This is a genomic window from Streptomyces sp. SudanB25_2051, from assembly GCF_964272635.1.
Classification (GTDB): domain Bacteria; phylum Actinomycetota; class Actinomycetes; order Streptomycetales; family Streptomycetaceae; genus Streptomyces.
In genome coordinates, this window is record NZ_OZ186787.1 from 1414443 (window position 1) to 1428687 (window position 14245).

Here is a 14245-nt window from a genome sequence, read left to right on the forward strand (position 1 = left end):
CGGGTCGGCCGGGGCTCCACCGCGGCCGGGCGGTGCACCGCTCCGGGGCCGGGGTGGTGGTCCGTCGCTCCAGGGACCGGGGCGGTTCGCCGGTCCTGCGGGGTCGGGAGGCGGTTCCCGGGTACCCATGAGTCGGGAGAACGATGACCATGCGCAGTGGAAACGAACCGGTCACCGCACGGAGCCCGCTGCGGCTGCGGCTGGGCCTCGGGGTGTGGGGCCTGCTGTGGGCCCTCGCCGGGACCGTCGCGTTCGCGTGGGCGGGCCGCACGGGCTGGGCGGTCGCCTGCGGGGTGCTGCTGCTGGTGGTGGCCGTCGACGTGGCGATGATCGTGCGCCATATGCGGCAGGGCCCCCGCTACCAGCCGGGCCGCGACATCCCCCCGTACGAGCCCTACCGCCCCGGCGGATCCGGACGCCCCGGACGGTGGCGCGGCGGCCCGCCCACGGGCCGCAAGCGCCTGCGGTAGCGCGCCGGACCACGGGAGACCCGGCCGGTCGCACGGCGCCGGCCGGGGACGGGCGTTCCCGTCAGGTGTCCCGCCCGGGGCTCACCGCCGGGGCGTCACTCCGGGGCGTCGAAGCGGGCCGCCTCCACGTACTCGGGCTTCGGGTCGAGGGCGGCGGCCAGCCGGAAGTGGCGCCTGGCGTGCTGGGGGCGGCCGGCCCGCTGGAGGGTGCGGGCCAGCCCGAAGTGCGCGTAGGCGTTGTCCGGCTCGCGCTCCAGGACCAGCTCGAACTCGAGCTCGGCGGGGCGCAGCTGGGCGGCGGCGAAGAACGCGCGGGCGCGCAGGAGGCGTGCGGCGGTGTTCTCCGGATGGGCGGCGATCACCGAGTCGAGCAGCTTGACGGCACCGCGCGGGTCCCGTGCGGCGAGCAGTTGCTCGGCCGCCCGGTAGTCGATGACATGGGTTTCCGGGTTGCTGTCGGGCACGGTCGCATCCTTCCCGTTGCTGCGGCCGTTCAACATTCCCCGCGGGCGGCCTATTCCGCGGGCGTGCGGGCGGCGCGGGCCGCCAGCTCCTCCCAGACCTTCCGGACCTGGGCTTCCAGGGCGTCGAGGGGGCCGTCGTTGTCGATGACGTAGTCGGCGATTGCGCGGCGCTGCTCGGGGGTGGCCTGGGCCGCCATGCGGGCGCGGGCCTCGGACTCGGTCATGCCGCGGAGGCGTACGAGCCGTTCGAGCCGGGTCCCGGTGGACGCCTCCACGACCACGATGACGTCGTAGAGCGGGGCGAGGCCGTTCTCGGTGAGCAGCGGCACGTCGTGGACGACGACGGCGTCGGGCGCGGCGGCGGCCTGGAGCTCCTCGGAGCGGGCGCGGACGAGGGGGTGGACGATGCCGTTGAGGACGGCGAGGCGCTCGGGGTCGGCGAAGACGACGGACCCGAGCCTGGGACGGTCCAGGGCGCCCTCCGCGGTGAGGATGTCGGGGCCGAACGCCTCGACGACGGCGGCGAGCCCGGGCGTGCCGGGCTCGACCACCTCGCGGGCGATCCTGTCGGCGTCGACGAGGACGGCGCCGTACGAGACGAGGAGGCGGGAGACCTCGCTTTTGCCGGCGCCGATTCCGCCGGTCAGGCCTACGGTCAGCATGTGCGGAAGCTTAGGGGCTCGACCGTGGCGGCCGCCGACCGGCCCGGTGCGGCCGCCGGGGCCGCCGACCGGGCGCCCCCGGTACGGCGGCCGGTGTCGGTCCGCTAGGGCGTGTCGCCCTCGCGCTCGGCCAGGAACCGCTCGAACTCCCGGCCGATCTCGTCGGCGGACGGCAGGTCCACGGGCTCGGCGACGAGGCTGCCGCGGGTCTCCACGCCCGCCAGCGCGTCGTACTGGTGCTCCAGGCCCTTGACCAGGGCGACCAGCTCCTCGTCGCCTTCGCCGATCTGGCGCTCGATCTCGGTCTGGGTGCGCTGCGCGGCGGTGCGCAGCTGGTGCGCGACGGTCGGCAGGACCAGGCCCGTCGCGGCCGTGATCGCCTCGAGGGCGGTGAGCGCCGCGTCGGGGTAGGTGGAGCGGGCGACGTAGTGCGGGACGTGCGCGGCGACGCCCAGCACGTCGTGCCCCGCCTCGATCAGCCGGTACTCGACCAGGGCGACGGCGCTGCCGGGGACCTGCGCCTCGTCGAACGAGGTGCGGTGGCCCGGTACGAGGTCGGCGCGGTTGCCGTGCGGGGTGAGGCCGACGGGGCGGGTGTGCGGGACGCCCATGGGGATGCCGTGGAAGTTGACGGAGAGGCGCACGCCGAGCCGCTCCACGATCTGCCGCACGGCGGCGGCGAAGCGCTCCCACTCGACGTCGGGCTCGGGCCCGGACAGCAGCAGGAACGGCGCGCCGGTGGCGTCCTGGACGATCCTCAGCTCGATGGCCGGGGTGTCGTAGGCGGTCCAGCGGTCGCGTCGGAAGGTGAGCAGCGGGCGGCGGGCCCGGTAGTCGACCAGGCGGTCGTGGTCGAAGCGGGCCACGACCTGGTGCGGGAGGGACTCCAGGAGGCCGTCGACGATCTGCTCGCCGGTCTCTCCCGCGTCGATGTATCCGTCGAAGTGATAGAGCATGATCAGGCCGGCCGATTCCTGGCTCAGCGCCATGTCGGCGACTGCCAGGCCCTTCGGCTCCCATGCGTACAAGTCCTGCGGATCAAGCACGATTACCGCTCCTCCTCGTGTTCCCCCGGAACAACGTGCCACGGCCCGCGGGCATTCCCGCCCGGGCCCGTGTCAGGGCCGGTTCGGGACCTTTGGCCGGAACGGCGACGGCGGCAGGCGGCGCGCTGTCCGGAACGCACCGAGGCCCGCCCCCTGCTGGGGGCGGGCCTCGGTGTTACCGGCTAGGAACTAGCGGGTCGGTGCAGAGCCGTTCAGCTCTGGCCGCCGGCCAGCTTCTCGCGGAGGGCGGCGAGCGCCTCGTCCGACGCCAGGGCGCCGGAGTTGTCGTCCGACTCCGAGGAGTAGGAGCCACCGGTCGGGGCGCCGGCACCGGCGGGGGCGGCGGAGCCACCCTCGGCAGCGGCGGCCTCGTCGGCCTCGCGGGACTTGATGACCTGGGCCTGGTGCTGCTCGAAGCGCTGCTGCGCCTCGGCGTACTGGGTCTCCCACGCCTCGCGCTGGGCCTCGTAGCCCGGCAGCCAGTCGTTGGTCTCCGGGTCGAAGCCCTCGGGGTAGATGTAGTTGCCCTGGTCGTCGTAGGACGCGGCCATGCCGTACAGGGTCGGGTCGAACTCGACCGACGCCGGGTCGGCACCGAAGGACTCGTTGGCCTGCTTCAGCGAGAGGCTGATGCGGCGGCGCTCGAGGTCGATGTCGATGACCTTGACGAAGATCTCGTCGTTGACCTGGACGACCTGCTCCGGGATCTCCACGTGGCGCTCGGCCAGCTCGGAGATGTGGACCAGACCCTCGATGCCCTCGTCCACGCGGACGAACGCGCCGAACGGAACCAGCTTCGTGACCTTACCCGGGACGACCTGGCCGATCTGGTGCGTGCGGGCGAACTGCTGCCACGGGTCCTCCTGCGTCGCCTTCAGCGACAGGGAGACGCGCTCGCGGTCCATGTCGACGTCCAGGACCTCGACCGTGACCTCCTGGCCGACCTCGACGACCTCGGACGGGTGGTCGATGTGCTTCCAGGACAGCTCGGAGACGTGGACCAGACCGTCGACGCCACCCAGGTCCACGAAGGCACCGAAGTTGACGATCGAGGAGACGACGCCGGAGCGGACCTGACCCTTCTGGAGGGTCGTGAGGAACGTCTGGCGGACCTCGGACTGGGTCTGCTCCAGCCAGGCACGGCGGGACAGGACCACGTTGTTGCGGTTCTTGTCCAGCTCGATGATCTTGGCCTCGAGCTCCTTGCCGACGTACGGCTGGAGGTCGCGGACACGGCGCATCTCGACGAGGGAGGCCGGCAGGAAGCCACGGAGGCCGATGTCGAGGATGAGACCACCCTTGACGACCTCGATGACGGTGCCGGTGACGATGCCGTCCTCTTCCTTGATCTTCTCGATGGTGCCCCAGGCACGCTCGTACTGGGCGCGCTTCTTCGAGAGGATCAGGCGGCCTTCCTTGTCCTCCTTCTGAAGGACCAGGGCCTCGATCTCGTCGCCGACCTTGACGACCTCGTTCGGGTCGACGTCGTGCTTGATCGAGAGCTCGCGGCTCGGGATGACACCTTCGGTCTTGTAACCGATGTCGAGCAGGACCTCGTCCCGGTCGACCTTCACGATGACGCCGTCGACGATGTCGCCGTCGTTGAAGTACTTGATCGTCTCGTCGATCGCTGCGAGGAAGGCTTCCTCGTTACCGATGTCGTTGACCGCAACCTGCGGGGTGGTGGCGGTGGTCTCGGTGCTGCTCGTCATGTGGGAAAGGGCTCCGGTACGGACATTGAAGTCGTAGGTACTGCTACGCCGAGAGCCCGTATCGCAGCTGCAGAAGCCGGACAGCCAAGGAAGCGCCTCACCGGATGACCGGATGGCGCCTCGACAACCGAGGGGACATACAACAGATGCGAGCGCGGCCTGCTCCGTCTGAGGCGCGCAGGCCCGCAGCGCAACCTTTAGCATACGGGCGCCGGGGGGCATGGTCAATGCGCGAAGGCGCCCACCCGGGGCGGAATCCCGCATACCCGGCACAACTAAGCTTGGCGCAGGCCGTCCTGGCCGTAAAGCGCCGGTGACACGCCGGGGCGCACGCCATGCGCGCCGTGGCGCGCGGGCAGTCGCTTCCGCGGCGCCCGGAGCGCGCGCAGTGCGCAAACTACAACGACGGACGAGATGATCCAAGACTACGAGCCCGAGGCCACCCGCCGTGACGCGGGCGACGCGGAGAGCAGCCGGGCCAGCCGCGGCTGGTGGGACCGGAACGCCGACGAGTACCAGAGCGAGCACGGCGGTTTCCTCGGCGACGACCGGTTCGTGTGGGGCCCCGAGGGACTGGACGAGGCGGAGGCCCGGCTGCTGGGCCCGGCCGGTTCGCTGAGCGGCCTGGACGTGCTGGAGATCGGCGCGGGCGCGGCGCAGTGCTCGCGCTGGCTGGCGGCCGAGGGCGCCCGGCCGGTGGCGCTGGACCTGTCGCACCGGCAGCTCCAGCACGCGTTGCGCATCGGCGCGGACGGCCTGGCGCTGGTGCAGGCGGACGCGGGGGCGCTGCCGTTCCGGGACGGGTCCTTCGACCTGGCGTGCTCGGCGTACGGGGCGGTGCCGTTCGTCGCCGATCCGGTGCGGGTGTTCCGGGAGGTGCGGCGGGTGCTGCGGCCGGGCGGCCGGTGGGTGTTCTCGGTGACGCACCCGATCCGCTGGGCGTTCCCCGACGAGCCCGGGCCGGAGGGGCTGACGGTGGCCGCCTCGTACTTCGACCGCACGCCGTACGTGGAGCAGGACGAGCAGGGGCGCGCGGTGTACGTGGAGCACCACCGGACGCTCGGCGACCGGGTGCGGGACGTGGTCGCGGGCGGGTTCCGGCTGGTGGACCTGGTGGAGCCGGAGTGGCCGGCGTGGAACAGCCAGGAGTGGGGCGGCTGGTCCCCGCTGCGCGGCAACCTCCTCCCCGGCACGGCGATCTTCGTGTGCGAGCGGGACGAGGCGGCCGGCGCCGGCGGGCAGGACGCTTCCGGCGGGCGCGGCGGCCGGGGCGAGCGGGGCGCGTGACCGGGTGATCCGCGAGGAGGAGCGGGAGCGGCTTCCCGTACGGCACGCCCTGCCGGAGCTGCGGCGGGCACTGGACGGGCACGGGGCGGCGGTGCTGTGCGCGCCGCCCGGTACCGGCAAGACGACGCTCGTGCCGCTGGCGCTGGCGGAGCGGGGCGCGCGGGTCGTGGTGGCCGAGCCCCGGCGGATCGCGGCGCGGGGAGCCGCGCGGCGGATGGCGTGGCTGCTGGGCGAGGAGGTGGGCGGCCGGGTCGGGTTCACGGTGCGCGGCGAGCGGGTCGTGTCGCGGGAGACGGTCGTCGAGGTGGTGACGACCGGGGTGCTGCTGCAGCGGCTCCAGCGGGACCAGGAGCTCGCCGGGGTGGACGTGGTGGTGCTGGACGAGTGCCACGAGCGGCATCTGGACGCGGACACCGTGGCGGCGTTCCTGCTCGACGTACGGGCGGCGCTGCGGCCGGAGCTGCGGCTGCTGGCCGCGTCGGCGACGACGGACGCCGAGGGGTGGGCGCGGCTGCTGGGCGGCGCGCCGGTCGTGGAGGCCGCGGGCACCGCGTATCCCGTCGAGGTCGTGTGGGCGCCGCCGGGCGGGCCGGTGCGGCCGGCGCACGGGATGTTCGTGGACCCGGCGCTGCTGGCGCATGTCGCGGCGGTGGTGCGGCGGGCGCTGGCCGAGCGCGACGGTGACGTGCTGTGCTTCCTGCCGGGTGTGGGCGAGATCGCCCGGGTGGCGGGGATGCTCGCGGACCTGCGCGGGGTGGAGGTGCTCCAGGTGCACGGCCGGGCGCCCGCCGCCGTGCAGGAGGCGGTGCTGTCGCCGGGGCGCGGGCGGCGGGTCGTGCTGGCGACGGCGGTGGCCGAGTCGTCGCTGACGGTGCCGGGGGTGCGGGTCGTGGTCGACTCGGGCCTGGCGCGGGAGCCGCGCGTGGACCACGCCCGAGGGCTGAGCGCTCTGGCGACGGTACGGGCGTCGCGGGCGTCGGCGCGGCAGCGGGCGGGGCGCGCGGGCCGTGAGGCGCCGGGCGCGGTGTACCGCTGCTGGTCGGAGGCGGAGGACGGGCGGCTGCCGGCGTTCCCGGCGCCGGAGATCCAGGTGGCGGACCTGACGGGGTTCGCCTTGCAGGCCGCGGCGTGGGGCGACCCGGACGCCTCCGGCCTGGCGCTGCTGGACGCTCCGCCGGCGGGTGCGATGGCGGCGGCGCGGTCCGTGCTGGAGGCGATCGGCGCGGTGGAGGCGCGGGGCACCGGTGGCGGCGGTGCCGCCGGGCGGGTGACGCGGCGGGGCGTCCGGATGGCGCGGCTGGGCCTGCACCCCCGGCTGGCGCGGGCGCTGCTGGACGGTGCGCCGCTGGTGGGCGCGCGGCGCGCCGCGGAGCTGGTGGCGCTGCTGGGCGAGGAGCCGCCCCGCGCGTACGGGGACGACGTGGCCGGCGCGTGGCGGGCCGCGCGGCGGGGCGGCGACGCGTACGGGGCGCGGTGGCGTCGGGAGGCGGGGCGCCTGGAGCGGCAGATCACGGGGGCGGTCGGTGCCTCCGGTGGTGCCGGGGGCGTGTCGGACGACGTGGCCGCCGGGGTGGTGGTCGCTCTGGCGTTTCCGGAGCGGGTGGCCCGGGCGCGGGGTGGCGGCTCCTTCCTGATGGTGTCGGGGACCGGGGCCGAGGTGGGCCCGGAGTCGGGGCTGCGGTCGGCTCCGTGGCTGGCGGTGGCCGTGGCCGACCGGCCCGCGCATTCCGCGTCGGCCCGCGTGCGGCTCGCCGCCGTGTGCGACGAGGACACCGCGCGGCTCGCCGCCGGGCATCTGCTGGTGGCCGGTGACGAGGTGCGGTGGCGGGACGGTGACGTCGTGGCGCGGTCCGTGGAGCGGCTGGGCGCGGTCGACCTGGCCGTACGGCCGCTCGCGGACGCCGTGCCCGCGCTCGTGCGGGAGGCGCTGCTGGAGGGGCTGCGGCGGGAGGGCGTCGGGCTGCTGCGCTGGTCGCCGGACGCGGTGCGGCTGCGGGAGCGGCTGGCGTTCGTGCACCGGGTGGTGGGGGCGCCGTGGCCGGACGTGTCGGACGAGGCGCTGGTGGAGCGGGCCGGGGAGTGGCTGGAGCCGGAGCTGTCGGCGGCGCGGCGGCGGGCCGGGCTCGCGCGGATCGACGCCGGCGAGGCGCTGCGGCGGCTGCTGCCGTGGGCGGGCGGTGAGGCGGCACGGCTGGACGAGCTGGCGCCGGAGCGGATCGAGGTGCCGAGCGGCTCGCGGGTCCGCGTCGAGTACGGGGGCGATCAGCCGGTGCTCGCGGTGAAGCTGCAGGAGATGTTCGGGCTGGCGAGCACACCGCGGGTGGCGGGGGTGCCCGTACTGGTGCATCTGCTGTCGCCCGCGGGGCGGCCCGCCGCGGTCACGGCGGACCTGGAGTCGTTCTGGCGGGACGGCTACCGGGCGGTGCGGGCGGAGCTGCGCGGCCGGTACCCGAAGCACCCCTGGCCGGAGGACCCGTCGGCGGCCACGGCGACACGGCGTACGAACCCGCGGCGCTGAGGCGCTGCCCCGGCGGGCGGGGGGGCGGCGGCCTGCCCGGCGGGCGCGGGGCTGCGGTGTTTCTCGGCTCTGCTGCCGGGTTGCCCGGGGCTGCCCGCCGTGTTCAGCGGCGGGGATCCGCTGCGGGGCTCTTGTGGCGGGGGCTCGCCGTGGTGGTCGTACGGCGACGGCCCGCCTTCCTCGTCGTGTGCGAGGGGCGGGCCGTCGGGGTGCTGGGCGGGTCAGGCCGGGGCGGTGACCTTCAGTTCGACGATGAGGGTCGCGCCGCCCTTCGCGGTGAGGCGCAGCTGGAACGTGCCGGTCTGGCCGTCCGCGTACATCGCCGGCAGTTGCAGGACGCCGTTCGCGTCGGTCGTCAGGCCGGTGAGCGTGCGGAGCGGGTTGCCGTCGGCGTCCTTGAAGTACGGGCCCTTGTCGCTGGGCGCGTGGGTGCCGTCGGCGGCGGTCGTGACCATGGTGGCGGTCAGGGTGGTGCCGGAGACGGCGGCGCCCTTGCGGGTGGCCTTCACGGTGAGCCGCTGCGTGAACTCGCCCTCCGCCGTGGCCGTCAGCGCCGTGTCGCCGGTCCGGGTGAGCGTGTCGGCGGCGCCGGTGGTGACGGTCGCGGTGAAGGCGACGGCGGCGACGGTCGGGCGCTGGGGCACGGTGGCGCGGACGGTGAACTGGCCGGTCTTCTCGCCGGCCCGCAGGGCGGGGGCGGTGGCGGTGCCGTCGCTGCCGGCGGTGACGGTGACCGCGGTGGTGCCGTCGGCGAAGCGGGCGTCGGTGTCGCCGGTGATCTCGAACCGGACCGGCGCCTGGGCGACCGCGTTGTTCCAGGCGTCGCGGGCGACGACGGACGGGCGGCCCGTGAACTCGGTGCCGGCGGGGGCGGTGAGCGTGCCGGTGCCGGCGTCCACGATGCGGTTGACGCGCTCGGCGGGCGTCGCGGGCGTGGGCGTCGGGGTCGGGCTGGGGGTCGGGGTGGTCGGCGGGGGCGTGGGCCGCGCCGGGACCGTCTCGACCGGGGCCGGCCTGGGCGGCGGGGTGGTCGTGCCCGGCTGCGGCGCGGGGGTCGTGCCCGTGCCCGTACCCGGCTTGGAGCCGGTGGACGGCGTGGTCGAGGGCGACGGGACGACCGTCGGGAGCGGGGTGTAGCCGGGGCGGCCCGGGGTGCGCGAGTCGCTGCGGTCGACGGGCTGCACGCCGGTGCCGTCCGGGACCTGGTGGGTGCCGCGCTTGTAGAACTCGAACCAGGACAGGACCGTGCGCAGGTACTCGCGGGACTGGTTGTAGCTGAGGATCGCCCGGTCCAGGTCGGCCTTGACGGCCAGGTCGCGGTTGTTGGCGCACAGGTACATGCCCGCGGCCTGGGCGGCGTCGTAGATGTTGTTGGGGTCCTTGCGGCCGTCGCCGTTGGCGTCCTGGCCCCAGGTGGCCCAGGTGGACGGGATGAACTGCATGGGGCCGACGGCGCGGTCGTAGCGGCTGTCGCCGTCGTAGGCGCCGTCGTCGGTGTCGCTGATGTTGGCGAAGCCGTTGCCGTTGAGGACGGGGCCCAGGATGGGCGACAGGGTGGTGCCGTCGGCGTCGACGCGGCCGCCGCGGGCCTGGCCGGACTCCACCTTGCCGATGCCGGCGAGGAGTTGCCACGGCAGGTTGCAGTTCGGCCGGATCGTCCTGACGTGCTGCTCGGCCTTCTTGTACGCGGCGAGCACGGTGGCCGGGATGCCCGCTTCGGCGGGGCCGGTCACGACCGGTCCGTCGCCGGGCCCCACGGGGTTCGGGGTGTTCAGCGGCGGCAGGTCGGTGTAGTAGGGCGAGTCGCCGGTCGCGGTGGTGCCCGCGGTGGGCGGTGTCGCGTCACCGGCCGGCTGGCCGCCGGCGGTGGCGGGGGTGGCGCCCGGTGCCTGTGATGCCGAGAGCGCGGCCACGGCCGCTGCGGCGACCGCGGTCGTGGTGGCGCCCTTGCGCAGTCGATGGCGGATATGCGCTGCCATGCGTATGTCCCTCCCCGGTGGCGCCCGTCGGCGCCGATGACCTCTGCCGCGCGCCCCGGTGCGCGGCACAGGCGACCCTACGTCAACTCGGGACCTCACCACACCGCGCGGTGACCGCTTTTCACGGTTTCGTCACCGGTCGTCCTTGCGGCGCTCTCGGACCTGACGGTGTCACATATCGATCGGACGATGACTGATACTGACCGGGTTCATGTTTGGGAGCATATGTACCGGGGGGCCGTCACTCATGCCGTTCACGCTCAGCCATGCCGCCGCCGTGCTGCCGGGGATACGCCGGTCCGGCGCCGCGCGCGGCCCGCTCGTCGCCTCGGCACTGGTCATGGGGTCGATGTCGCCCGATATGACGTACTTCGCGGACAGTGTCGTGCCGGGAGCCATGACGTTCGGGAATGTGACGCACAGCCCGCTCGGGGTGCTGGCCGTGGACCCGCTGGTGACCGCGCTGCTGACGGCGTTGTGGCTGATGGTCCGTGAGCCGCTGGTGGCGCTGCTGCCGGGGCGGTGGCGTGGCCGGGTGTACACGGTGCTGCGGGGCCGGCCGTGGCGCGAGCGCCGCCCGTGGGCGCTGGCGGTGTGGTTCTACCTGTCGGCGGTCGTCGGGGCGGCGACCCATGTCGTGTGGGACCTGTTCACGCACGCCGACCGGTGGGGCGTACGGGTGCTGCCGGTGCTGGGCGACCTCGTGGCGGGCTTCCCGCTGTACCTGTACGCCCAGTACGGCGGGTCCGCGCTGGCGCTGGCCGTCCTCGTGTGGTTCGGGTACGGGGCGCTGCGCCGGGTGCCCGCGGACCGGGCCGAGGCGGCGGGCGCGGTCGACGCGGTGCGGCCGGGGCTGACGCGGCGCGGGCGGTGGCTGGCCGGGGGGCTGCTCGCGGGGTGCGTGGCGGTGGGGGTCGCGCACCGGTGCGCGCGCTTCTCCGCGTACTGGGGGCGGATCGAGACGCCCCTGGACATCATCCCGACCGCGTGCTTCGGCGCCGGGGCCGGGCTGGCGATGGGGATCTTCCTGTACGGGGCGGGGATGCGGCTCCGGTCGGTCACGGCGCCCCAAGGCTGAGCGCCGGGCGCTTGGACCGTGCGCGCGGGTGCGGTGCGGGCCGGGGGGCGCCGGTGCGGTGCGGGCCCGCGAGGCGCCGATGCGGAGCGGCCCGGCGCGCCTCCTGTGGGGCGCCCCCGGCCCGTACGGTGCGGCATGCGCCCCGGCACCCCGGAGGCGGTGCGGCCCGCCCGGCGCGTTGCCGCCCCTGAGAGCGGCACCCCGCACCGCTCCCCCGCCGGGCCCACCAAAGGCCCGGCCCAGGCCCCACCAAAGGCCGGGCCCGGCCTCCGGGCGGCCGATGCGTCAGTGCGCGGCGGACTCCCAGTCGGGGCCGACGCCCACGGACACGTCCAGCGGTGCCCGCAGCTCGACCGCCGACGCCATCTCGCGGCGGACGATCTCCTCGACCCGCTCCCGCTCGCCCGGCGCCAGCTCCAGCACGATTTCGTCGTGGACCTGGAGCAGCATCCGCGAGGTCAGCCTGGCCTCGGTGAGCGCGCGGTCGACCTTGAGCATGGCGACCTTCACGATGTCGGCGGCCGTGCCCTGGATCGGGGCGTTCAGCGCCATCCGCTCGGCCATCTCGCGCCGCTGCCGGTTGTCGCTGTTCAGGTCCGGCAGATAGCGGCGGCGGCCGAGCATCGTCTCCGTGTACCCGGTCGCGCGGGCCTCGTCCACGACGCGGCGCAGATAGTCCCGCACCCCGCCGAAGCGCTCGAAGTACGTGTCCATCAGGGCGCGCGCCTCGGCGGCCTCGATGTTCAGCTGCTGCGACAGGCCGAACGCGGACAGCCCGTACGCCAGCCCGTACGACATGGCCTTGATCTTGCGGCGCATCTCGGCGTCGACCGCCGACTTGTCCACGCCGAACACCTGCGAGGCGACCGTCGTGTGCAGGTCCTCACCGGAGGTGAACGCCTCGATGAGGCCCTCGTCCTCCGACAGGTGCGCCATGACGCGCAGCTCGATCTGGCTGTAGTCGGCGGTCATCAGGGCGTCGAAGCCCTCACCGACGACGAAGCCCCGGCGGATGGCGCGGCCCTCGTCCGTGCGGACCGGGATGTTCTGCAGGTTCGGGTCCGTGGACGACAGGCGGCCGGTCGCGGCGACCGTCTGGTTGAACGTCGTGTGGATCCGGCCGTCCGCGGCGACCGTCTTGATCAGGCCCTCCACCGTGACGCGGAGCTTGGCCTGCTCCCGGTGGCGCAGCATGATCACGGGCAGCTCGTGCTCGGTCTGCGCGGCCAGCCAGGCCAGCGCGTCCGCGTCCGTCGTGTAGCCGGTCTTGGTCTTCTTGGTCTTCGGCAGGTTCAGCTCGCCGAACAGGACCTCCTGGAGCTGCTTGGGCGACCCCAGGTTGAACTCGTGGCCGACCGAGGCGTGCGCCTCCTTCACCGCCTGCTGGACCGCGCCGGCGAACTGCTGCTCCATCGCCTCCAGGTGCGGACGGTTCGCGGCGATGCCGTGCCGCTCCATCCGGGCCAGCAGCTCCGACGTGGGCAGCTCCACCTCGTGCAGCAGCCGCGTCGCGCCGACCTCCTCCAGGCGCGCCGTGAACGCCTCGCCCAGGTCGAGGACCGCGCGGGCCTGCGTCATCAGCGCGTCGGCCTCCGCCGTGTCGTCCGCGCCGAACGCCAGCTGCCCGTCGGCGGCCGACGGCGGCGCCAGCTCACGCCCCAGGTACTCGACGGCGAGGGCGTCCAGCGCGAAGGAGCGGCGGCCCGGCTTCACCAGGTACGCGGCGAGCGCCGTGTCCATCGTGACCCCGGCGACGCTCCAGCCGTGCTCGGGGAAGACCCGCATGGCGGCCTTCGCGTTGTGCAGGACCTTCGGGCGGGACGGGTCCGCGATCCACGCGGCGAACGCCCGCTCGTCGGCCTCGTCCAGCCGCGACGGGTCGAACCAGCACGCCGCGCCGTCCGCCGCCGCCAGGGCCACCTCGGCGACACTGCCGACACCGAGCCCCCAGGAGTCCACCGTCGCCAGGCCCAGCGGCCCGGCCCCGTGCCGCTCCAGCCACGGCGCCAGCTCGCCCGAGCCCAGCACCGCGCCGTCCAGCTCCACCCCGGCGGCCGGGGCGGGCGCCTCCTCCTCCGCCGCGCCCGGGTCCACGGCGAGCAGCCGCTCCCGCAGGCTCGGGTTGCGGATCTCCAGCACCTCCAGGAAGCCCTTCAGCGCCGCCCGGTCGTACGGGGCGCGCTCCAGGTCCGCGACCGCCTTCGGCAGCTCGACGTCCCGCACCAGCTCCGTCAGGTGCCGGTTCATCTTCACCGACTCCAAGTGGTCGCGCAGCGCCTGCCCGACCTTGCCCTTCACCTCGTCGGCCCGCTCCACCAGCTCCTGGAACGAACCGAACTGGTTGATCCACTTCGTGGCGGTCTTCTCACCCACACCGGGGATGCCCGGCAGATTGTCCGACGGGTCGCCGCGCAGCGCCGCGAAGTCCGGGTACTGGCTCGGCGACAGCCCGTACTTCTCCCGCACCTTCTCCGGCGTGAACCGGGTCAGCTCCGAGACGCCCTTCGTCGGATACAGCACCGTCACGTGGTCCGACACCAGCTGGAACGAGTCCCGGTCACCGGTGACGATCAGCACCTCGAAGCCGGCCGCCTCCGCCTGCGTGGCCAGCGTCGCGATGATGTCGTCCGCCTCGAACCCCTCCACGGCGAACCGGACCGCGTTCATCGTGTCCAGCAGCTCGCCGATCAGCTCCACCTGCCCCTTGAACTCGTCCGGCGTCGCCGAACGGTTCGCCTTGTACTCGGGGAAGTCCTGGGAACGCCATGTCTTGCGGGACACGTCGAACGCCACCGCGAAATGCGTGGGCGCCTCGTCGCGCAGCGTATTCGCCAGCATCGACGCGAAGCCGTACACGGCGTTGGTCGTCTGCCCGCTCGATGTCGTGAAATTCTCCGCGGGCAGCGCGAAGAACGCCCGGTACGCCAGGGAGTGCCCGTCCATGAGGAGCAGGCGCGGACGGTCTTGTGCGGTCTTCTTCGATGCTGTCTCAGCCACGTACACGATCCTGCCACGCCGCACTGACAACG

10 protein-coding genes are annotated in these 14245 nt (G+C 74.3%); 4 read left to right on the forward strand and 6 right to left on the reverse strand.

Features of this window, described 5'->3' with window-relative positions; all coding sequences use genetic code 11:
• Positions 1-149: 149 nt before the first annotated feature.
• Positions 150-470 carry a DUF6343 family protein gene (locus tag ACSUPT_RS06275; protein ID WP_351967444.1) on the forward strand — a complete coding sequence of 107 codons (321 nt, stop codon included), beginning with the start codon at positions 150-152 and terminating at the stop codon, positions 468-470.
• Between the two features lie 95 nt (positions 471-565).
• Here the strand turns inward: ACSUPT_RS06275 and ACSUPT_RS06280 are convergent, their stop codons facing one another.
• The 4 genes from ACSUPT_RS06280 to rpsA form a co-directional block, all read right to left on the reverse strand.
• On the reverse strand, positions 566-934 hold the full coding sequence (locus ACSUPT_RS06280; protein WP_361657643.1) for a tetratricopeptide repeat protein: 369 nt from the start codon (positions 932-934) through the stop codon (positions 566-568).
• A 50-nt stretch (positions 935-984) separates the two neighbouring features.
• Positions 985-1596, reverse strand: coding sequence for a dephospho-CoA kinase (gene coaE, locus ACSUPT_RS06285; protein WP_351967442.1), 612 nt, complete (start codon positions 1594-1596; stop codon positions 985-987).
• A gap of 104 nt (positions 1597-1700) precedes the next feature.
• Complete coding sequence (locus ACSUPT_RS06290; RefSeq protein ID WP_351967441.1) at positions 1701-2642, reverse strand: PAC2 family protein; 942 nt, start codon at positions 2640-2642, stop codon at positions 1701-1703.
• A 212-nt stretch (positions 2643-2854) separates the two neighbouring features.
• Positions 2855-4354: a 30S ribosomal protein S1 gene (gene rpsA, locus ACSUPT_RS06295; RefSeq protein WP_010474138.1), complete on the reverse strand. Its 1500-nt coding sequence runs from the start codon at positions 4352-4354 to the stop codon at positions 2855-2857.
• Positions 4355-4768: 414 nt separating this feature from the next.
• Between rpsA and ACSUPT_RS06300 the strand changes: the two genes are divergently transcribed.
• Both ACSUPT_RS06300 and hrpB read left to right on the forward strand, forming a co-directional pair.
• Positions 4769-5641 (forward strand): class I SAM-dependent methyltransferase, encoded by an 873-nt coding sequence (locus ACSUPT_RS06300; RefSeq protein WP_351967440.1) that lies wholly within the window; start codon positions 4769-4771, stop codon positions 5639-5641.
• A 4-nt stretch (positions 5642-5645) separates the two neighbouring features.
• Positions 5646-8159, forward strand: coding sequence for an ATP-dependent helicase HrpB (gene hrpB / locus ACSUPT_RS06305; RefSeq protein WP_436943643.1), 2514 nt, complete (start codon positions 5646-5648; stop codon positions 8157-8159).
• 221 nt (positions 8160-8380) lie between these two features.
• On the opposite strand, the gene ACSUPT_RS06310 is transcribed toward hrpB, so the two are convergent.
• Positions 8381-10138 (reverse strand): lytic murein transglycosylase, encoded by a 1758-nt coding sequence (locus tag ACSUPT_RS06310; protein ID WP_436943645.1) that lies wholly within the window; start codon positions 10136-10138, stop codon positions 8381-8383.
• Between the two features lie 247 nt (positions 10139-10385).
• On the opposite strand from ACSUPT_RS06310, the gene ACSUPT_RS06315 reads away from it, so the two are divergent.
• Positions 10386-11216, forward strand: a complete 831-nt coding sequence (locus tag ACSUPT_RS06315) for a DUF4184 family protein (protein ID WP_436943647.1) — start codon at positions 10386-10388, stop codon at positions 11214-11216.
• A gap of 285 nt (positions 11217-11501) precedes the next feature.
• Here ACSUPT_RS06315 and polA read toward each other — a convergent pair whose 3' ends face one another.
• Positions 11502-14213, reverse strand: coding sequence for a DNA polymerase I (gene polA, locus ACSUPT_RS06320; RefSeq protein ID WP_436943648.1), 2712 nt, complete (start codon positions 14211-14213; stop codon positions 11502-11504).
• Between the last annotated feature and the right edge of the window lie 32 nt (positions 14214-14245).

What these genes read in the sequence shown, in the direction of transcription:
- ACSUPT_RS06315 (WP_436943647.1), top strand. Translation starts at nt 10,386, where the DNA reads ATGCCGTTCACGCTCAGCCATGCCGCCGCCGTGCTGCCGGGGATACGC.
- ACSUPT_RS06275 (WP_351967444.1), top strand. Translation starts at nt 150, where the DNA reads ATGCGCAGTGGAAACGAACCGGTCACCGCACGGAGCCCGCTGCGGCTG.
- ACSUPT_RS06310 (WP_436943645.1), bottom strand. Translation starts at nt 10,138, where the DNA reads ATGGCAGCGCATATCCGCCATCGACTGCGCAAGGGCGCCACCACGACC.
- rpsA (WP_010474138.1), bottom strand. Translation starts at nt 4,354, where the DNA reads ATGACGAGCAGCACCGAGACCACCGCCACCACCCCGCAGGTTGCGGTC.
- ACSUPT_RS06300 (WP_351967440.1), top strand. Translation starts at nt 4,769, where the DNA reads ATGATCCAAGACTACGAGCCCGAGGCCACCCGCCGTGACGCGGGCGAC.
- coaE (WP_351967442.1), bottom strand. Translation starts at nt 1,596, where the DNA reads ATGCTGACCGTAGGCCTGACCGGCGGAATCGGCGCCGGCAAAAGCGAG.